Annotated in this window: 17 protein-coding genes; 8 read left to right on the top strand and 9 right to left on the bottom strand. The window is 72.4% G+C overall.

Annotated elements, in window-relative coordinates; translation table 11 throughout:
• The first annotated feature begins 106 nt into the window (after positions 1–106).
• Positions 107–2,134, top strand: a complete 2,028-nt coding sequence (locus tag OHS18_RS10755) for an MGH1-like glycoside hydrolase domain-containing protein (RefSeq protein WP_328616866.1) — start codon at positions 107–109, stop codon at positions 2,132–2,134.
• Here the strand turns inward: OHS18_RS10755 and OHS18_RS10750 are convergent, their stop codons facing one another.
• On the bottom strand, positions 2,135–2,485 hold the full coding sequence (locus tag OHS18_RS10750; protein ID WP_328616865.1) for a DoxX family protein: 351 nt from the start codon (positions 2,483–2,485) through the stop codon (positions 2,135–2,137).
• A 114-nt stretch (positions 2,486–2,599) separates the two neighbouring features.
• Positions 2,600–3,190, bottom strand: coding sequence for a TetR/AcrR family transcriptional regulator (locus OHS18_RS10745; protein ID WP_328453450.1), 591 nt, complete (start codon positions 3,188–3,190; stop codon positions 2,600–2,602).
• An 88-nt stretch (positions 3,191–3,278) separates the two neighbouring features.
• On the opposite strand from OHS18_RS10745, the gene OHS18_RS10740 reads away from it, so the two are divergent.
• Positions 3,279–4,748: an MDR family MFS transporter gene (locus OHS18_RS10740; RefSeq protein ID WP_328616864.1), complete on the top strand. Its 1,470-nt coding sequence runs from the start codon at positions 3,279–3,281 to the stop codon at positions 4,746–4,748.
• Here OHS18_RS10740 and OHS18_RS10735 read toward each other — a convergent pair.
• Positions 4,715–5,440, bottom strand: coding sequence for a hypothetical protein (locus tag OHS18_RS10735; RefSeq protein ID WP_328616863.1), 726 nt, complete (start codon positions 5,438–5,440; stop codon positions 4,715–4,717). The genes OHS18_RS10740 and OHS18_RS10735 overlap by 34 nt on opposite strands.
• 139 nt (positions 5,441–5,579) lie before the next feature.
• On the opposite strand from OHS18_RS10735, the gene OHS18_RS10730 reads away from it, so the two are divergent.
• Positions 5,580–6,200, top strand: a complete 621-nt coding sequence (locus OHS18_RS10730) for a sulfotransferase family protein (protein WP_328616862.1) — start codon at positions 5,580–5,582, stop codon at positions 6,198–6,200.
• A 125-nt stretch (positions 6,201–6,325) separates the two neighbouring features.
• Here the strand turns inward: OHS18_RS10730 and OHS18_RS10725 are convergent, their stop codons facing one another.
• Both OHS18_RS10725 and OHS18_RS10720 read right to left on the bottom strand, forming a co-directional pair.
• Positions 6,326–6,976, bottom strand: a complete 651-nt coding sequence (locus tag OHS18_RS10725) for a TMEM175 family protein (RefSeq protein WP_328616861.1) — start codon at positions 6,974–6,976, stop codon at positions 6,326–6,328.
• A gap of 109 nt (positions 6,977–7,085) precedes the next feature.
• On the bottom strand, positions 7,086–7,601 hold the full coding sequence (locus OHS18_RS10720; protein ID WP_328616860.1) for a MarR family winged helix-turn-helix transcriptional regulator: 516 nt from the start codon (positions 7,599–7,601) through the stop codon (positions 7,086–7,088).
• A gap of 75 nt (positions 7,602–7,676) precedes the next feature.
• Here OHS18_RS10720 and OHS18_RS10715 point away from each other — a divergent pair, with 75 nt between their 5' ends.
• On the top strand, positions 7,677–8,459 hold the full coding sequence (locus tag OHS18_RS10715; protein WP_328453461.1) for an oxidoreductase: 783 nt from the start codon (positions 7,677–7,679) through the stop codon (positions 8,457–8,459).
• A gap of 137 nt (positions 8,460–8,596) precedes the next feature.
• On the opposite strand, the gene OHS18_RS10710 is transcribed toward OHS18_RS10715, so the two are convergent.
• Complete coding sequence (locus tag OHS18_RS10710) at positions 8,597–9,610, bottom strand: NADP-dependent oxidoreductase (protein WP_328616859.1); 1,014 nt, start codon at positions 9,608–9,610, stop codon at positions 8,597–8,599.
• Between the two features lie 110 nt (positions 9,611–9,720).
• On the opposite strand from OHS18_RS10710, the gene OHS18_RS10705 reads away from it, so the two are divergent.
• A complete protein-coding gene (locus OHS18_RS10705) occupies positions 9,721–10,272 on the top strand; it encodes a TetR/AcrR family transcriptional regulator (protein ID WP_328616858.1) in 552 nt (183 codons plus the stop codon).
• Positions 10,273–10,276: 4 nt separating this feature from the next.
• Here the strand turns inward: OHS18_RS10705 and OHS18_RS10700 are convergent, their stop codons facing one another.
• The 3 genes from OHS18_RS10700 to OHS18_RS10690 are packed head-to-tail and all read right to left on the bottom strand — an operon-like array spanning position 10,277 to position 14,508.
• A complete protein-coding gene (locus OHS18_RS10700; protein WP_328616857.1) occupies positions 10,277–11,818 on the bottom strand; it encodes a hypothetical protein in 1,542 nt (513 codons plus the stop codon).
• 23 nt (positions 11,819–11,841) lie between these two features.
• Positions 11,842–13,815 carry a hypothetical protein gene (locus tag OHS18_RS10695; protein WP_328616856.1) on the bottom strand — a complete coding sequence of 658 codons (1,974 nt, stop codon included), beginning with the start codon at positions 13,813–13,815 and terminating at the stop codon, positions 11,842–11,844.
• 60 nt (positions 13,816–13,875) lie between these two features.
• The gene (locus OHS18_RS10690) at positions 13,876–14,508 is read right to left on the bottom strand and encodes a TetR/AcrR family transcriptional regulator (protein WP_328616855.1); all 633 of its coding nucleotides are present in this window, start codon (positions 14,506–14,508) and stop codon (positions 13,876–13,878) included.
• 247 nt (positions 14,509–14,755) lie between these two features.
• On the opposite strand from OHS18_RS10690, the gene OHS18_RS10685 reads away from it, so the two are divergent.
• The 3 genes from OHS18_RS10685 (at position 14,756) to OHS18_RS48520 (ending at position 19,171) form a co-directional block, all read left to right on the top strand.
• A complete protein-coding gene (locus OHS18_RS10685) occupies positions 14,756–15,538 on the top strand; it encodes a sigma-70 family RNA polymerase sigma factor (protein WP_328453469.1) in 783 nt (260 codons plus the stop codon).
• 68 nt (positions 15,539–15,606) lie between these two features.
• On the top strand, positions 15,607–16,641 hold the full coding sequence (locus OHS18_RS10680) for an aldo/keto reductase (RefSeq protein ID WP_328453471.1): 1,035 nt from the start codon (positions 15,607–15,609) through the stop codon (positions 16,639–16,641).
• Positions 16,642–16,792: 151 nt separating this feature from the next.
• Positions 16,793–19,171, top strand: coding sequence for an ABC transporter permease subunit (locus tag OHS18_RS48520; protein WP_442875364.1), 2,379 nt, complete (start codon positions 16,793–16,795; stop codon positions 19,169–19,171).
• The last annotated feature ends 6 nt before the right edge of the window (positions 19,172–19,177 follow it).

The raw sequence follows: 19,177 nt of genomic DNA, 5'->3' as shown, positions 1-19,177 counted from the left end.
CGGACAGAAGCGGACAGGATCTTCGCCGGCCCTCTCCCCGGCCGGGATTCCGTGGTGCAATGGGCTTTCGGTCCGGCGCGGCCCGGGGCCGGGGAAGGTGCACGGCATGAGCCACGCACGCAAGACCGCTCTCGCACTCCTCACGCTGGTGACCGCGTGCGGCGGCGTCGCCGGTATCGCGCCGGCGACCGCGGATCCGGTCACCACGCCCACGCTCGAGTTCGCGAACCCGGACAGCCAGGCCCTGTTCGGCAACGCGTACACAGCCGCGCTGGACAACCTGCTGCGCACCAACACGATCGGCTACGACGCCAAGTACGACAAGAGCGGCCTGCTGGACCCGGCCGTCGGCCTCGTCCGCGCGGGTGGCGGGTACGACCAGCCGTGGACCCGGGACGCGTCGGTGAACAGCTGGAACGCGACGAGCCTGCTGGCCCCGGCGCTGGCGGAGAACACCCTCTGGGCGGTCGTCGACAAGGACGCGGGCGGCGCGCTGCGCGTGCAGCAGGACGACCAGCAGTGGGACCAGGTCGTCTGGGTGACCGCCGCCTGGCACCACTACCTGGTCACGGGGGACCGGCGGTTCCTCGGCGACGCCTACCGCACCGCCGGCGACACGCTGGCCATCCGGGAACACGCCACCAGCGCCGGGTTCAACGCCACGTACGGGCTGTTCACCGGCCCGTCGTTCTTCAACGACGGCATCGCCGGTTATCCCGCGCCGCCCGCCGACGCGACCGAGTCGGTCAGCACCGGCAGCTCGCCGTGGCCGGGCGTCGCGAGCGGGATGTACCTGAGCACCAACGAGGTCTACTACGCCGCCTACGTCAACGCCGCGAACATGGCCGGGGAGCTCGGAAGTCCGTCGGAGGCCGCCGGCTACCGGGCCAAGGCCGCCGCGCTGAAGGCGTCCATCAACAACCACTTCTGGAACGGCGCGACCGGCCTCTACGACTACCAGCTGCTCGCCGACGGCACGAGAGGCGCCTACCAGGAGGGCACCGGGCTGGCGTTCGCGATCCTCTTCGGCGTCGCCGATCCGGCCCAGGCCCGCTCGATCCTCGCCCACGCCCGCGAGATGGCCTGGGGCATGCCCGACACCTACCCGCACTGGGACCGTTACTCCGCCGCCCAGCCCGGCCGGCACAACGCGATCGTCTGGCCCCTGGTCCAGGGACTGTGGGCGAAAGCGCTTGCGGCGCAGGGAGATCAACGCGGATTCGCCGCGGAAACAGCGCGGCTGGCGAAACTGGCCACGGGCAACAGCGGGTTCTGGGAGATCTACAACGGGGACACCGGGGTCGTCGACGGCGGCTGGCAGCGCCTCGGCGACACGGTGAAGTTCCACTGGGGGTCCGAGCCCGACCAGACCTGGTCGGCCACCGCGTTCCTCGACATGGTCCACACCGGACTGTTCGGCCTGACCTTCGCCGACAGCGGCCTGACGTTCACCCCGGACCTGCCGGCGGGCTGGGGTGACGTCACCCTCCGGAACCTGCGCTACCGCGACGCGGACCTGACGATCGCGCTGCACGGGGCAGGCACCCGGATCGGCTCGTTCACGCTCGACGGCCGGCCCGTCGCCGGCAACGCCGTCCCGGCGACGTCGAGCGGCGCGCACCGGGTCGAGATCACCCTCACGGGCGCGACCGCCGGCGACCGGGACGGCGACCACGTGGCGGACGCCGCCGACCGCTGCGCCGACACGGCCGGGACCGTTTCCGGTTGTCCCGCCCCGGGTCACCTCGAAGCCGAGGACGCGCACAACACCGGCGGGGTCAAGACGAACGTCAACCACACCGGGTACGCCGGCCGCGCGTTCCTCGACGGGCTGTGGGCCCAGGGCGCCGCGTCGTCGTTCACGCTGCACCGGACGTCGGCCGCCGCCGCGACCGGCGCGGTCACCGTGCGGTACGCGAACGCCAACGGCGACGCGCGCACGATGACGCTGTCGGTGGACGGGAAAGCCGTGCGGCAGGTGAGTTTCCCGGTCGTGTCCGGCAGCTGGGACGACTGGGGCACGGTGACGTTCGCCGGCCTGCCCGTCACCGGCCGGGACCCGGTCGTGACGTTGTCCTACGCGCCCGGTGACACCGGCTCGATCAACCTCGACTGGCTGGAGTACCGCGGCTGACTACCCGTGGTAGCCCAGGTTCAGCACGAGGTCCGCCACCGCGAGGGCCAGGAACACCACTCCGCCGACGAGCTGACGGGAGCCCACGCGCAGGTGGGCGATGAGCGCGCCGACGAAGTACAGCACCAGCCCGCCGGCGGCGAGGAGGCCCAGCAGCGGCACGGCGAGCCCGGCCAGCAGGCCCGCCGCCCCGGCCGCCAGGGCCGCGCCGAGCCACGGCAGCCACGACCGCGGGACGCCCTTCATGTCCGCCTGGGCTTTCGGGTAGTCGTGGCCGATCAGGTAGAACACGGCGGCGCTGCCGGTGAGGACCGCGGCGACGAGCGTGACGATGAGATAGGCGGCGGACATGGCCTCCCTTTCCGGTGGGGTGTCCGCCGGGGGACGAGGCAGGCCCGCGGGATGTGACAGGCCGGGGCCCGGGCCCGACTCGCCACCGGGTGCGGCAGCCGGCCCGGGAGCGGGTCAGCCGGTGACGAGCGGCCAGAAGACGTCGTCGACGATCGAGCGGATGCGCTCGGGGGAGACCGGCTTCAGCGTCATCAGGATGTCGTGGCGCATGAGCTGGAACGGCAGGTCGAGGACGTCTTGCGGGATGCGCGAGAGGTCGATCTCGCCGCGGTCGTGGGCCCGGCGGTACACCGGGTCGGACCGCTTCGGGCCGTCGCCGAGCACGGTGAGCCGGACCTCCTCCGGTGTGAGGCCGGCGCTGTCGTGCAGGCCCGCGAACGTCGCGCCGACGAGCGTCGCGAGCTCCGTCCGGCCGGCGTTGATGTTCCGCATCAGCTCGAACAGGTCGTCGCGCAGGCTGCCGGTGTCCGGGATCTCGACCGGGTGGGTGTCGCCGAAGTGCCGGATGGCGGCGAGCACCAGGGCGTTCTTGTCCGGCCAGCGGCGGTAGAGCACCGCGATCCCGGTCTTCGCGCGGTCCGCGACGGACTCCATCGTCAGCTTCGCGAAGCCGGCTTCCGCCAGCTCCGCCCAGGCCGCGTCGAGGAGCGCGTGCTCCAGCTCGGTCCCTCGGCGGCGGCGTTTGACCGTATCGGACGTCGGCATGCGTCCAGGATAAGAGAGACTTGCATTCCTTCGCCAGTCCTCCTACTCTCGCCAATAAGAAAATAATCCCTCTCTTATTGGGGTAGTGATGACAGCGGACACACCGGCGCGCGACGGCGTCGACCCGAAGGTGCTGAAGACGGCGTTGATCCTGGTGGTGGGGGCGCTGGCGGTCGTGTTCGACACGACGATCGTCAGCGTCGCGCTGCACCGGCTGGCGACCAGCCTCGACGTGCCGGTCTCGACGATCCAGTGGGTGACGACCGGCTACATGCTCGCGCTCGGCGCGGCGGTCCCGCTCAGCACCTGGGCCCTGACCCGCTTCGGCGGCAAGCGCGTCTGGATGTTCGCCCTCACCGTCTTCCTCGCCGGCTCGGTCGGGTCGAGCCTCGCGTGGGACGCGGGATCGCTCATCGGCTGGCGGGTCCTGCAGGGGCTCGGCGGCGGGCTGATGCTGCCGGTGATGACGACGCTGATCATGCAGGCGGCGGGCGGCCACGCGCTGGGCCGCACGATGACCTGGGTCGCGTTGCCGGGCCTGCTCGGTCCGATCCTCGGCCCGCTCGTCGGCGGCGCGATCATCACGGACTTCAGCTGGCGCTTCATGTTCTGGGTCAACGTGCCGTTCTGCGTCGCCGGTTTGATCCTCGCCGGCCGCTACCTCGCGAAGGACACCCCGGACGCCGCCGCCGCGCGGCCCCGGCTCGACGTGTGGGGGCTCGTGCTGCTCGTCCCGGGCATCGTCGCCGTGCTCCTCGGCCTCTCCGACGCCGGCGCGGCCGGCTTCGGCCGGCCCGGCGTCCTCGCGCCGCTCGCGATCGGCGTCGCCTTCCTCATCGCCTTCACGGTCCACGCCCTGCGCCGCCGCGACCCGCTCGTGGACGTCCGGCTGCTCGCCGCGCGCTCGGTCGGGTCATCGACCGCGGTGCTGTTCCTGTCGGGCTTCTCGCTGTTCGGGGCCATGCTGCTGCTCCCGCTGTACTACCAGGAGGTCCGCGGCGTGACCGCGCTGACCGCCGGGCTGATGCTCGTGCCGCAAGGGATCGGCGCCCTGCTCAGCCGCCAGATCGCCGGCCCGCTCACCGACCGGATCGGGGCGCAGTCGATCGCGATCGTCGGGTTCGTCGTCGTCGCGGCCGCGACCGTGCCGTTCGCGTTCGTCGACGCGACGAGCGACGGCTGGCTGCTCGCGCTGTGGCTGCTGATCCGCGGCGTCGGGCTCGGCGCCGTCACCATGCCGGTCATGACGGCCTCCTACGTCGGGCTCGCCCGCGCCGAGATCGGGCACGCGAGCGTCCTGACCCGGATCGCGCAGCAGGTCGGCGGGTCGTTCGGCACGGCGGTGCTCGCCGTCGTCCTCGAGCAGGCCGTCGCCGGAGACGGGCCGGGCGCGGTCGTGGCGGGCTTCCACGTCGCGTTCTGGTGGGCGACGGGATTCTCCCTCCTCGCGACCGCGTTGTGCGTGTGGCTGCCCGGAAGCAAGCAAGTCCGAGCCGCTGCCGCCGCAGCGTCGGCGGCCCCGCCTCAGCCGGTCAAGTCGGGGAAGTCCTCCGTGTAGCCGAGGAACAGGAACGGCCGCTCCGGGAGCAGGGCGGCGAGCAGTGCCCAGGCGCCGGACGCGCCGTAGAGGTGCTGCAAGTCGGCGACGACCGCGCGGACCTCCTCCTCGGACGGGGCGGCCGTGCGGTCGAACCCGAGCAGCGACGCGCCGATCCCCACGTGACGGTAGCCGTGCCCGGCCAGCCGCCGGATGATCGCGTGGTTCTGGAAGACGTTCCAGTCGGCGGTGAAGTAGCCGTTCGGGATCCCGGCGATCGCGAGGTCGTCGCGCGGCACGGGCACCCGCTGGACGAGCACGACGTCGTCGAGGAAGGCGTCCGGGTCCCGGTTCACCTCGACCAGGGCCGCGACGTCGGCTTCCCCGCCGAGGCGCTCGCCGGGCAGGTCCTCCCACGCGACCCGCGACCCGGGATCGTCCAGGGCGGCGGCGATGTGGGCGGCGCGGGCGTCGGCGTCGTCGCTGTCCGGCCGGAGCCGGTCGTCTTCGCTCGCGTGCCCGCTCGTGTACGCGCACTGGTCGACGTCGTCGAGGGTGCAGAGGAGCCGGGCCGGAGCGTGCTCGGCACGCAGCGCGCCGAGCACGTCGAGCAGTCCGGTGAAGCCGGCGACCTCGTCGAGCCGTGCGACGGTGTTCGTGTCCAGCCGGCCGCGTCCGGCCTCTTCGGACGGTCCGTAACGGGTCACTCGCATGCCCGGCATCCTGCCACCCGTGGCTGACGACCTTTCACCCCGTGATCACCTCTGCTCCCGTGTGAAGCGGCCCCGGGCACGGCGGCCGACGCCGTAGGCGGGTGTGCCAAAATGCGGGCTCGGTCCGGGGAGGGTGGGCATGGTGGAGGTCATCGGCGCCGGGTTCGGCCGCACCGGCACGATGTCGGTGCGCGGCGCGCTGGAGGCGCTGGGTTTCGGGCCGTGTCACCACATGGCGGACATCCTCGGCGACCCGGTCGCCGCCGTCCGGTGGACGGCGGCCCTGCGCGGCGACCGCGAGGCATTGCGCGCCGCCGTCGCCGGATACCGGGCCACCGCCGACTTCCCGGGGTGCCTGCTCTGGCGTGAACTGCGGGAGCTGTTCCCGGACGCCAAGATCCTGCTCAGCGTCCGCGATCCCGAGCGCTGGTACCGCAGCGCCGCGGAGACCATCTTCGACCCGCTGATGGACCAGGTCTTCGCGAAGCTGGGCCCCGAGACCGTCGAGCTGATGGCGGCGCTGGCCGAGCGCGGTTTCCGCCACACCAGCCGGGAGGCCGCGATCGCGTGGTTCACCCGGCACAACGCGGAGGTCCGGGCCACGGTCCCGTCGGAGAAGCTGCTGGTGTACCGGGTGAGCGAGGGCTGGGCACCGCTGTGCGCGTTCCTCGGCGCCGAGGTGCCGCCCGAGCCGTTCCCGCGGATCAACGACGCGGACGACTTCACGGCCGCCGCCGACAACTTCCTCGGCGGCGCCTGACACGAGCCGCCTCGCCAGAGCTGCCCGACAGTGCAGCGACCAGACGGGGGTGTCCGGCTTCCGCGGAGCCGACGTGTTCCGGCCGGTCTCTGTGCGGAGGCTTTTCCCGACCGCGGCCGGGACTGTCAGCCGGTCGCCGTCTGCTGGTGCTCGTCGCGACCGTCCTCATCGGACTTCCGGTCGCCGCCGCGACGGCGGGTGATCAGGGGCTGCAGGGCCAGCAACAGCAGGACGTAGTACCCGAACCCCGGCCGGATGCAGGCGACGACCACCGCGAGGGCGAAGATGCCGGTGCTCACCACGAAACTCCGGGTCCACTGGGCGGACACGGGTTCGGCGTCGCCGTGGACTGCGGGGTCGCGGCGGACGATGAACAGCAGCGCCGTGTGGCACAGGCTGCCGGCGAGCAGGGTGCCGAGGTAGAACAGCACCGTGAAGCGCTGTGACTGGTAGGCGCCGATGAGCTGGGTCGGGAACGGCAGCACCGCGATGGTGAGCAGCCAGCAGAAGTTGACCACCACGAGCGGGCCGTTGAAGGCGCGCACGTGCTCGAAGATGCGGTGGTGGGTGAACCAGAACCGGCCGATCACCGCGAAGCTGAGCAGGAAGCTGAAGATCTTCGGCCAGTTCCCGGTCACGGCCTCCGTCGCCGGCTTGCCGGCCGCGATCAGCTCCGGCACGAGTTCGGTGAGCGGCAGCACCAGCAGCGTCAAGGCGATGGCGACGACGGCGTCGCTGAAGAAGACCAGCCTCTCGGGCGACCTCTGCCGTTCCATGGAGAGCTCCTGTCGGTGATCTTCCGCGGCCGGTGCCTCTTGGCCGATTTCGAAAGCCGTGAAGGGCACCTTCAGGGACTCTATGTCCCTGAAGGTGCCCTTCACGGCTTTACCGCCTGGCGCTACCGGCGGCCGGCCGACTGTCCTCGCGGTCGAGGGAAGCGGGGGTGCCGCACTGTTCGTGGCCGCCGGTGAGGTCGTCGCGGACCAGGATCAGCAGGCGGGTCAGCTGCGCGCGCTGGGCCGGGGTGAGCGCCCGGAAGACGTCGTCCTCGACCTCCTGCTGGGCGGCGCCGGCCTTCTGCAGGCGTTCGCGGCCGAGGGCGGTGAGCAGGACGACGTGGCGACGGCGGTCGTGGGGGTCGCGTTCGCGGGAGACGAGGCCGTCCGCTTCGAGGGGGTTGAGCTGCGTGACCAGGATGCTGGCGGCGGTGTCGACCGCGGTCGCCAGGTCGCTCTGGCCGAGCGGGCCGCGGTCGTGGAGCAGGCCGAGGATCTGGAACTGGCGCGGGCTCAGGCCGTTCGCGGTGTGCGCGTCCCGCAGGCGGCGCATGGTCTCGTTGCCGAGCAGGGCGAACATCAGGCCGGGACTGTCGCGGTGGCCGGCGGGCGGGACGGTGGTCACGTACGCACTGTAGCGGACTATATCGTGTAGCCTTCTAAACGGTATAGTCCGATCAACCACTTTCGGAGGACAGCCATGCTCGAAATCCGCGACGACCTGGGTCTTGCGGGTGCGCGTGCCGTCGTCACCGGCGGTACCCGGGGGATCGGTGCCGCCGTGGTCACCCGCCTGGTCGCGGCCGGCGCGCGCGTGGTCGCCATCGCCCGCACCCCGGCCGAAGTGCCCGACGGCGTGCACCTGGTGACCGCCGACCTGACCGTGCCGGCCGAGATCGAGGCCGCCGCCGAAGCGGCGCTCGGCCACCTCGGCGGCATCGACGTGCTGGTGGCCAACGCCGGCCGCAACCGGCACGTGCCCGGCGGCGTGCTCGCGGCGACCGACGAGGACTGGCAGGCGAACCTCGACGCGAACCTGCTGTCGGTCGTGCGCCTGGACCGGATCCTGGTGCCCTCCATGACCGCGCAGGGCAGCGGCGCCGTCGTGCACGTCTCGTCCGGCGCCGCCCGCTACCCGCAACCGTCCGGCATCCCTTACGCGGCCGCGAAAGCCGCGCTCAACGCCTACAGCAAGGGCCTCGCCACCGCCTGCGGCCCGCACGGCGTCCGGGTCACCGCGGTCCTGCCCGGCGTCGTCGAGACCAGCGCGCTCGACGACACCCTGCGGCGGCTGGCCGAAGACTCCGGCCGGACCGAGGACGAGGTCCGCGCGCAGTTCCACGCGTCGCTGTCCGTGCCGCTCGGCCGGCCGGGCCGGGCGGACGAGGCCGCCGACCTCATTGCGTTCCTGGCCTCACCGCGCGCGTCTTACGTGACGGGCACGGCCATCACGCTGGACGGCGGCCTGCTCCCGACACTGTGACCGCGAGGCCGGCTCGGATTCTCGGTACGGCGCCGGGTGACGCGCACGCCTTCCGCGGCGACCTTCAGTCCGATCCCGGACGACGCACCGCCCACGATCGCCGACTCGCCCGACAGTCCCGGACCCATGACCCGACGTCAGTCGACGGTGAGGACGATCTTGCCCCGCAGGTGCCCGCGCGCGGCCCGCTCGTGCGCCGCGGCCGCCTTCTCCAGGGGGTACGTGCTGTCGATCGCGACGCGGAGCGTGCCGGCGTCGAGCAGGCGCGTGAGTTCGGCGAGCTGGGCGCCGTCCGAGCGGACCTGGGTGGCCGTGACCGTGACGCCCAGCCGCTCGGTCTCCTCGTCGTCGAACTCGGCGAGGTACACCGGGTACAGGGCGCCGCCGCGCTTGAGGGTGCGCAGGAAGCGCCGGCTTCCCGGGCCGCCGACGGTGTCCAGCACCAGGTCGAGGTCGTGCACGGACTCCTCGGGACGGACCTTCGTGTAGTCGATGACCTCGTCCGCGCCGAGCTCGCGCAGGAACGGCTCGTGCCCGCCCGAGGCGACGGCGACGACGCGGGCGCCCCGCCACTTCGCCAGCTGCAGGGCGAGGTGCCCGACACCCCCCGCGGCGCCGTTGACGAGCACCGTGGTGTCCGCGCCGAGGGGCATCGGCTGGTGCCGGGCTTCCTGGAACGGGGAGGGGTGGTCGTGGCCGAGCTCGATCAGGAACTGCCACGCGGTCAGCCCCGCCATCGGCAGCCCGGCGGCGGTCACGTGGTCGACACCGGCCGGCTTGCGGGCGAGGTCGGTGACCGGCGCGGTCACGTATTCGGCGTACGCGCCGCTCTGGAGGTCGCCCGGGAAGCGGACGAGGCCGAGGACTTCGTCGCCGGCCGCGAACTCCACGACGTCGTCGGCGACCGCCTCGACCACGCCCGAGACGTCCGTCCCCGGGATCAGGGGCAGGGTCAGCGGCGGCAGCATCCCGGGCGGCACGCCGGGCATCCCTTCGCGCACGTACCAGTCGGGGGGATTGACGCCGATCGCGTGGACCCGGACGAGCACCTCACCCGGTCCCGGCTCGGGCACCGGCACGTCGTCGTACCGCAGGACCTCGGGCCCGCCGAACTCGTGCAACCGGATCGCCTTCATCGTCCGTGGTGACACGGCCTTCTCCTGTCTGCGCAGCGGGTACGCTGAACGGATCAACGATCCACTTATGTGGACCACTGATCCGATTATGCGGATCAGTGGTCCGGATGTCAAAGGAGGCGGAGATGCGGGCGGACGCCAAGGCCAACCACGACCACCTGCTCGTCGTCGCGGGCACCGTCATCACCGAGCACGGCGTCGACGCCTCGATGCGTGACATCGCCCGCCGGGCCGGGGTCGGGCTCGCGACGCTGCTGCGGCACTTCCCGACGCGCGAATCGTTGCTGGAAGCCTTGCTGCGCACCAGTTTCGACGAGCTGACCGCGAGAGCGGACGCGGTCGAGGCGACGAGCTCCCTCGAGGACGCGCTGCTGGCGTGGCTGCGCGACTTCGTCGCGTGCACGACGAACTACCGCGGTGTGGTGACCTCGATGATGAACGCCATCGAGGACCCGGAATCCGCGCTGCACGACTCCTGCGTCACGATGCGCGCGGCCGGCACCCGCCTGCTCACCCGCGCCCAGGCCGGGGGCGTGGCCCGGACCGACATCGACGGCGCCGACCTGTTCGCCCTGGCCGCGTCCCTGGCCTGGCTCGGTGACCAGCCCGCGTTGGAGCCCCGCGTCGAGCACCTCTTCGGCGTCGTGATGGGCGCCGTCCTGGTCAAATCGGGCTAGCCCGTCACGAGTGGGTCCAGTGGCCGAGCCAGGATTCGCGCCACGCCACCGTCAGCTCGCTCACGCCGTCCACCCCGGACCGGTCCACGTGGGCCTTCCACGCCTCCTCCAGCGACGCGCAGAGCTTCGACGCGGGTAGTTCGGCGCCACCCGAAGCGAACTGGCGCAGGGCCGACTTGGGCACGGCCAGTTTCGCCTTGCCCCGGATCACCGACTGCTCGGTGGCGCGGCAGATGAGGTACTCGACGGTGGTCAGCTCGGCCGCCGACGGCAGGGAGTCCGCCGGGGGCGCGATCTGGGCCAGCGCGCGGTAGAGGCAGTCCAGCGGGGCGGCGAGCCCCTGGTGCTGGCGGGCGATCTCCCACGAAACCCACACCGCCATGCAGTCGGGCATCTGGTACGGCCGGTAGGCGAACGCGGGACCGGCGAAGGTCTGGTAGTCGCCGGTCGGGTCCGGCGCGGCCGAGTCCGGCCCGTCGGGATCGGGCGGCAGGCCGAGCCGCTTGAACAGCTCGCGCAGCAGCCGGTACGGCCGGGCCGGGGTCGTGGACTCGCCGAGCAGCTTGCCCAGGATGCGGTTCAGCCGGTCGGCGGCCACGCCGTGGATCGCCAGCTGCAGGTGGACGAACGCGACGTCCGACAACGTCGTGCCCGCGCAGCCGACCACGCCCACCTGCGGGTAGCGCTGCAGGAACGAGACGATCGCGTGCGTGGAGCCGATCCGCGCCGGTCCGACGAACGTCACCGGCAGGCACGTGCCGATCCGCTGGCGGGACCGGAGATCCCCCTTGTACAGCGGGGAGAACTCGCCGTCGGCGTGGTAGACCTCGAACCAGTTCCCCTGCCGGTGCCCCGGGCGCGTGTCGGCGAGCCAGAAGCTGTACCCGTTCTTCTCGCACAGCTCCCGGAACCGGTCGGCCAGCTCGAACCGCGCGGCCGCGGACGCGTCCCGCAGCGCGATCGTGAACCGGACCGCCAGCGACGCGCACGGGGGCGCGACCTCCTTGCGGGTGCGGAGATCGTGGTTGCGGGTCTTCACGAGCGTCGGCAGCTGCGCCGGGCTCTGCAACGACAGCAGCGGCGCGTCGATCAGCGCGGCCGCGGCGTCGGAGATCTCGCTCGCCAGGTCGCGGATGGCCAGGCCGTGCCACTCGCACACCTCGCGCGCCGCCGGGTCGACCGCGATCAGGCCCTCGAAGGTCTGCGCGGACTCGTAGATGAACGTCGGGTTCGGCGACGTCGTCTGGTGGAACACCCAGGCGCCCGCCTGCTGTTGCGGGCGCTCCGCCGGTTGCCGGCCGTCGACGCGTTCGACGACTTCGGTGCCGTCCGGCGGTTTGCGGGTGCGGGTGCCGATCACGACGCCGGCGCCGTTCGTGGCCGAGCAGAGCGTCTCCAGGAAGATCGCGCCGCCGGAGTCCGCGGACACCAGCTCGCGCAGGTAGCCGTGGCGGGCCGCCGCGTGGTGCACCTCGAAGTCCACTTTGGTCACCGGCTGGCGCGCGATCTCGAAGCCGGCCCGCGCGAGGTCGGCCACGTTCCGCACGGAAATCCTCTGGTTGCGCACTTTCACCATCCCCCGGACGAGTCGAACCGCACGTCGGCTTCCAGCGGTTCGCGGCGGTCCCAGGCCCCGGCGCCCGCCCACCGCGGCGCCCCGATGCGCGAGAGCGGGATCGCCGATACGCGCCACGACACCTGGCTGAACAGCACCAGCGCGGCGAGCACCGGCAGCCCGACGGCGATCGTGAGCGTGACCTGCACGACCTCGCCCCGGCTCTGCGTCGCGACGGCCGCGGCGAACCCGGCGACGGCCGCGATGCTCAGCTGCACGAGCGCCTGCGGCAGCGTGCCGAGGTAACCGAGCACGGTCCGCCGCGGCGGCAGCGACAGCCGGCTGTAGAGGAAACCCGGCAGCAGCAGCAACATCGTGATCACCGACTGGCCGTCGCCGATGTGGCCGAGCGACTCGGTGGCGGCCCGCCCGTAGAACCACGGGCTGCCGACCAGCATCCAGCCGAGCACGAACGAGACCGTCGCGACGGCCAGCGCGTAGAAGGTCACGTTGAGCGGCCCGGACTTCGTGGAGTCCTTGAGCACGAGCGTCGCGCGCACCCGGACGTGGTCGCCGCGCACGTCCCGCCCGCCCGAGCGGCGCCAGTACGCCCGCGCCTCGTTGTCGGCGATGCCGTTGACGAGCACGAGGTCCTGCCCGAATTCCCGCTCGGTCAGCTCCCGCGCGGCCTCGCGGAGGTTCGCGGCGGTGAACTCCGGGTGCCGCCGCAGCGAGTTGTCCAGCTCGCCCGACTCCGTCCGCACCGCCTCGCCCGTCGTGGCCGCGGCGGCGAGCCGGTGACAGGCCGGCAGGCTGCGCGGGGACAGCTCGACGCCGGACTGGCCGGCCTCCCACTTGCGGCGGCGCACCAGGTCCGCCAGCCGGCGCAACACGGTCTGCGCCTGCAGTTCCAGGATCTTGTGCCGGGCGCCGCCGGCTTCCTGCAGCGGGGCGGCGTCCTGCCGTTCGGCCAGCGAGACCAGGTCTTCGGTCAGGCCGTCCACCTGGTGCTGGTCGGCGTCGGTGGACAGGTACATCCGGGAGATCTCCGCCTCGGGCGCGGTCCTGGCCACCAGGTGGTAGGACTTCAGCGTGGCCGGGATCATGGTCTCGTAGCTCACGACGTACCCGCGGCGGCTGGAGGCCAGGCGCCGCCACTGCTCTCGCGCCACGGGCTGGCGCGCGTCGACGTGCAGCGGCGTTTCGTAACTGAGCCGGTGTTCCTCGACCGAGTCGTCGAGCGCCACCACCAGCATGTAGTCCCGGACGGCGACGTTGAGCAGGTAGGCGTATTCGACGAGCAGGTCGGCGCAGCCGGTGAGGATGTCCAGCGCCAGTTCCCGGCATTGCCTGCCGTACCCGGGAACCGTGCCGCCGGCCGGGGCCAGCGCGAACTCCTCTTCGGGGTGGTTCCGCTCGGTGAGCAGCGTCAGCAGCGCCTGCTGGATGAGCCAGCGCGGTTCGTGCACCTGGAACAGGAAGGTGTTCAGCTCGTGCTTGGCCGTCTGCGCGTTCTCGTCGCCGGCGAGGATCCCGCGCAGCAGCCGGTAGAGCCCGGCGGCGACCAGCCGGGACGCCTCGTGCTGGGTGAGCCGCGGCAGTTTCTGGCCGGCGCTGTCGAAGACGTCGATGGGGGAGACGTCGCGGCGCGGCAGCCGGGCCAGCGGTACCCACAGGGACCGTTGCCGCGCCGGCCTCGAGGTGGCCCGCTCGCCGTGTTCCTGGCCGATCAGGTCCTGCAGCTGCGCGGTGGCCTGGCGCTGGCCCTCGTCGAGGAGCTTGAGGCTGACGTCGACTTCGGTGCTGCGCCGCGCGGTCCCGTGCTCGACGACGGTCAGCCGTTCGGTCAGCCGGCGCACGTGGTTGAGCCGCAGCGAGGTGTCCAGGAGGGCCAGCCCGACCGCCGCGCCCTGGCGGGACAGCCGCGGCGGGGCGCCGGGAATGGGAATGGTTTCGATCGCGTGCCGGAGACTGTCGATGCCGTCCACCCCACTGAGAGTAGGAGGTGGGGCGCGTTGATACGAGAAAACGCCGGTACCCGGCGGAACTCAGTCCGCGGTCAGGTGCGCGAGCGAGGTGACGACGCGTTCGGCGATGTCCGGCGGCCACACGAAATTGGGGGACACCCCGCGCTGGTGGGCCAGCCCGTGCACGCCGAGCCACAGAGCGACCGTGTCGGCCGCGAGGTCGGTGCTCGTGGCAAGACCGGCTTCGACGCAGTCCGCGAGAGCGTCGTGGAGCAGTTCCATGCTCACCCGGCCGAGCGTGGACAGGTCGGTCTCGGTCACGGAACTCTCGGTCAGGTCGGGCATCCACAGCCCGCCGAACATCGTGCGGTAGCGCCCCGGGTGGGCCTCGGCGAAGGCCAGGTAGCTGTCGCAGACGGCGAGGAGCCGCTGCCGGGGGCCGGGGGCGGCGTCGCGGGCGGCGCGGAGTTCGACGTCCAGTTCGGCGAAGGCGTTCTGCACGACGGCCAGCATGATCGCGGGCTGGTCGGGGAAGTGGCGGTAGATCGACGGCGCGGCGATCCCGACGTGCCGCGCGACGGAGCGCAGGGTGATGGCGCTTTCGTCGCCGGTCTCGTCGAGCAATGCGACAGCCGCCGCCACGATTTCGTCGCGCAGGCGGGCGCCTTCCCCTCGGCGGTTGCGGGTGCGCGTCGCGCTCTTGTCGTCGTCCACACCGTGAGCTTACAGCACGAAACTTATGCGCGTTAACTCTCGTGAAGGCCGGCGAAACCGCGTCTGACCGCTCCGCTCCCTGACAACCTCCGGTCCCGGCCTGCCTGTTCCGAAAGAACCCGGGACCTGCCGCCGAACCCTTGCGCCGGGTCACTCGTTGGGCGAGTATTTCCGCATTCTGCACGTGCAGGCGCGCGAGCAGCGGCACGGGCAAGGGCACGGGCAAGGGCATGAGCAAGGGGGAGTGGTGACCGAGGTGGTACCGGCGGTGGCCGGGACGAGCGAAATCCCGGACGACGCGGTCCTGATCGAGGCGGTGCGCGGCGGGGACGTCGCGGCGTACGGCGAGCTCTACGACCGGCACCTGGTCGCCGCCCGGCGGGTGGCGGCCGCGATCGCGGCCGACGCGGCGGAGCGGGACGACCTGATCGCCGAAGGATTCACCCGCGTACTACGGATTCTGCGCTCGGGAGAGGGGCCGGACGAGGAATTCCGGCCTTATCTGCTCACCACGATCCGGAACACGATGATCACCTGGCGCCGGCGCGACTCGGCCGTCTCGGTGGTCGCCGAGGTGCCGGACGTGCTGCCGAGCGTGGGAAGCGACGAACAGGTGGGCAGCCGGCTGCACGCCACCGTCGCCGCGGCGGCGTTCGCCGGTCTTCCCGAGCGGTGGCGGACGGTGTTGTGGCGCACCGAGATCGAGGGCGAGTCGCCGGCGCGGATCGCGCGGGACCTCGGGATGTCGCCGAACAGCGTCGCCGCGCTGGCCTACCGCGCCCGGGAAGGGCTGCGCCAGGCCTACCTGGACCAGCACGTCCCGGCCTCGCAGCGCCGGAACTGCCGCGACGTCGGCGGCCAGCTGGGCCGCTGGGTGCGCGACGGGATCGGCCACCACAAGGCGAGCCGGATCCGGATCCACCTCGACGCCTGCGCGGACTGCCAGGAGCTGGTCGCCGGTCTCCGGCGGCTCAACGAGGAACTGCCCGCCGTCGTCGCGCCCCTCCGGCGCGCGGAGGCCGCGGCCTGACCGCGATCCGCGGCACCCGAAGGAAATAGCGGACACCTGCTGGCCGCTACCCGTGCGACGGTGCGTCCATGAAGACACGTCCCCTAGGCCGCGGCGGCATCCGGGTCAGCCCCTACTGCCTCGGCACCATGATGTTCGGCGGCGCCGGCAACGCCGACCGTGCCGAATGCGTCCGGATGACCCACCGGGCGCTCGACGCCGGGATCACCTTCATCGACACCGCCGACGTCTACGCCGGCGGCGAGTCGGAGGAGATCCTGGGCCTCGCGCTGCGGGACCGGCGCGACGACGTCGTCCTGGCCACGAAGGTCAACGGCCCGATGGGCGCGGACCCGAACCGGCGCGGCGGCTCCCGCCGCTGGATCGTCACCGCGGTGGAGGAGTCCCTGCGGCGCCTGGGGACCGACTACATCGACCTCTACCAGGTCCACCACCCCGACCCGGACACCGACATCGAGGAGACGCTCTCGGCGCTGACCGACCTCGTCCGCGGCGGCAAGGTGCGGATGATCGGGTCGTCCAGCCTGCCGGCGTCGGAGATCGTCGAGGCGCAGTGGGTCGCGGAACGGCGCGGGCTGCACCGCTTCCGCACCGAGCAGCCCACGTATTCGATCCTCAGCCGCGGCGTCGAACGCGAGGTGCTGCCCGTCTGCCGGCGCTACGGCATGGGCGCCCTGGTCTGGAGCCCGCTCGCCTCGGGTCTGCTCAGTGGCCGGTACCGCGCGGGGCGCCCGCCCGCGGCCGGCACCGAGCGGATGCGCTGGGTGCCCCGCTACCTGACCGACGAGCGCAACCTCGACGCCGTCGAGCGGCTGGCCGTCCTCGCCGACGAAGCCGGCCTGCCGCTGGTCCGGCTGGCGATGGCGTTCGCCGTCGCGCACCCGGACGTCACGGCCGCGATCATCGGCCCCCGCACGATGGCGCAGCTGGACGACCTGATCGCCGGCGCCGGAACGACGCTCGAGGACGACCTCCTCGACCGGATCGACGAGATCGTGGCCCCGGGCACGGACGTCGCCCCGCTCGACATCGCCTACCACCCGCCGTCGACCACCGAACCGTCCCTGCGACGCCGGTCCCCGGAGTCCCGCGCGGCCGCGTGAGCCGGGCCCGGCGGTGGACAGGAGCACCGCGGACGTGCTGGGGTTGGGGGCGAAGCCGGACTGGGGCGGTCGGTGATTTTCCGCCCCTCGACGCCCGAGGAGCGCGGCACTGAGCCTTTCGGAGTACCTCCGCGAGAACTGGATCGACGTCGTGAACGACGCGATCCTCCACGTGGACCTCACCCTCGCGGCGATGGCGCTGGCCGTGCTGATCGGGATGACGCTCGGCCTGCTCACCTACCGGCGGCGGTGGCTCGGCTCGATCGCGACCACGACGACCGCGGCGTTCCTGACCATCCCGTCGATCGCGCTGCTGGGCATCCTGATCGGCCCGTTCGGGCTCGGGCTGACGAACGTCCTGTGCGCGCTGGTGCTCTACGCGCTCCTGCCGATCACGCGCAACACGATCGTCGGGCTGCGCGGGGTCGACCCGGCCGTGGTGGACGCGGCGCGCGGGATGGGGCTCGGCCGCGCGCGGCTGCTGTGGCGGGTGCGGCTGCCGCTCGCGTGGCCGGTGATCCTCTCCGGCATCCGGGTCTCGACGCAGATCACGATCGGCATCGCGGCCATCGGCGCGTACGTCAAAGGTCCCGGGCTGGGCAACGAGATCTTCGACGGCCTCGGCCGGTTCGGCTCGGTCAACTCCCTGAACCAGGTGCTGACCGGGACGCTGGGGATCGTCGTGCTGGCGCTGCTGTTCGACCTGGCCTTCGTGGTGCTCGGCAAGCTGACCACACGGCGGCGTCCGCGCAAGCTCGTGATCGCGACCTCGGACGAGACGGCCGGGACCGCCGGCCGGACGATCGAGCTGCGGGAGCTCCGCAAGCAGTACCCCGGGCAGGCGGGGCCCGCGGTCGAGCGGCTCACGATGCGGATCCCCGCGGGCGAGATCGTCGTGCTGACCGGCCCGTCGGGCTGCGGCAAGACGACGACGATGCGGATGATCAACCGGCTCGTCGAGCCCACCTCGGGCGCCGTCACCATCGGCGGCACCGACGTCGCCGCGCTCGACCTCGACGAACACCGGCGCCACACCGGCTACGTCATCCAGCAGATCGGGCTCTTCCCGCACCTGCGCGTGGCCGCCAACATCGGCGTGGTGCCGCGGGTGCTCGGCTGGACGCGGCGGCGCGTCGCCGCCCGCGTGGGCGAGCTGCTCGACGTCGTCGGCCTGACCCGCGAGCACGGCGCCCGCTACCCGCGTGAGCTGTCCGGCGGTCAGCAGCAGCGCGTCGGCGTGGCGCGGGCGATGGCCGCGGATCCGCCGGTGCTGCTGATGGACGAGCCGTTCGGCTCCACCGACCCGATCACCCGCGCCCGGCTGCAGGACGAATTCCTCCGCCTGCAACGGGACGTGCGCAAGACGATCGTGTTCGTCACGCACGACTTCGACGAAGCGCTCAAGCTCGGCGACCGGATCGCCGTGCTGCGGCCGCGGTCGGTGCTCGCCCAGTACGACACCCCCGAGGCGATCCTGGCCGCGCCGGCCGACGACTACGTCGCGGCCTTCGTGGGCTCGAAGCGGAACCTGAAGCGGCTCGCGCTGATCCGGGTGGCGGACCTCGAACTCGGGCCGCCGCGGGACGGCCTGCCCCCGATCCCGCGCGAGGCCACCCTCCGGGACGCGCTGGACACGATGGTGCGCACCGGAAGCACCGCGGTCGCCGTCACCGGCAACGGCCACGCGCTGGGGGTGTGCGACGTGCCGCGCCTGGTCGCGGCGCTCCGGCCGGCCGACGGCACGCCGCCACCCGCGGTGCCGGACGCCGTCGAAACGCCTGGCGTGGACCGGGTTCCACCGGCCCGGCCCCGGCGCCGGTCCGGGTTGCTGGTGCGCCCGGTCCTGCTCACCCTCGGCCTGCTGGCGCTGTTCCTGATCGTGCGCGCGCAGCCGCTCGACTCGATCGAACAGCGCTACCTCAACGCCGGCGAGATCTTCACCGAACTGGGCGCGCACCTGCGGCTCACGCTGATCTCGACGGTCTGCACCATCGTCATCGCCCTCCCGCTCGGCATCCTGCTCACGCGCGCCGGCGCCCGCTGGGCCCGGCCGATCGGCCTGGGCCTGGGCAACCTCGGGCAGGCGATCCCGTCGATCGGGCTGGTCGTGCTGCTGGCGCTCTGGACCGGCACGGGCACCGCGACGGCGGTGACGGCGCTGGTCGTCTACGCGACCTTGCCGGTGCTGCGCAACACGATCGTCGGGCTCGACGGCGTCGACCCGGCCCTCGTCGACGCCGCGCGGGGGATGGGCATGACGAAGACGGCGATCCTGTGGCGGATCGAGCTGCCGCTGGCCGTCCCGGTGATCCTCGCCGGGATCCGGACGGCGCTGGTGCTCACCGTCGCGAGCGCGACGCTGGCGACCTTCATCGACGGCGGCGGTCTCGGCGGCGGGCTCGTCGCCGGGATCGGCCTGTACCGCCCGATCCTGAGCCTGACCTTCGGCATCGTCGTCGCCGCGCTGGCGCTCTTCGCCGACTGGCTCGGCCTGGTCGCGGAGGAGGTCCTGCACCCGCGCGGTCTGTAGCTCTTC

This window comes from Amycolatopsis sp. NBC_00355 (assembly GCF_036104975.1).
GTDB lineage: Bacteria > Actinomycetota > Actinomycetes > Mycobacteriales > Pseudonocardiaceae > Amycolatopsis.
This window is presented reverse-complemented; position numbering and strand designations above follow the sequence as displayed.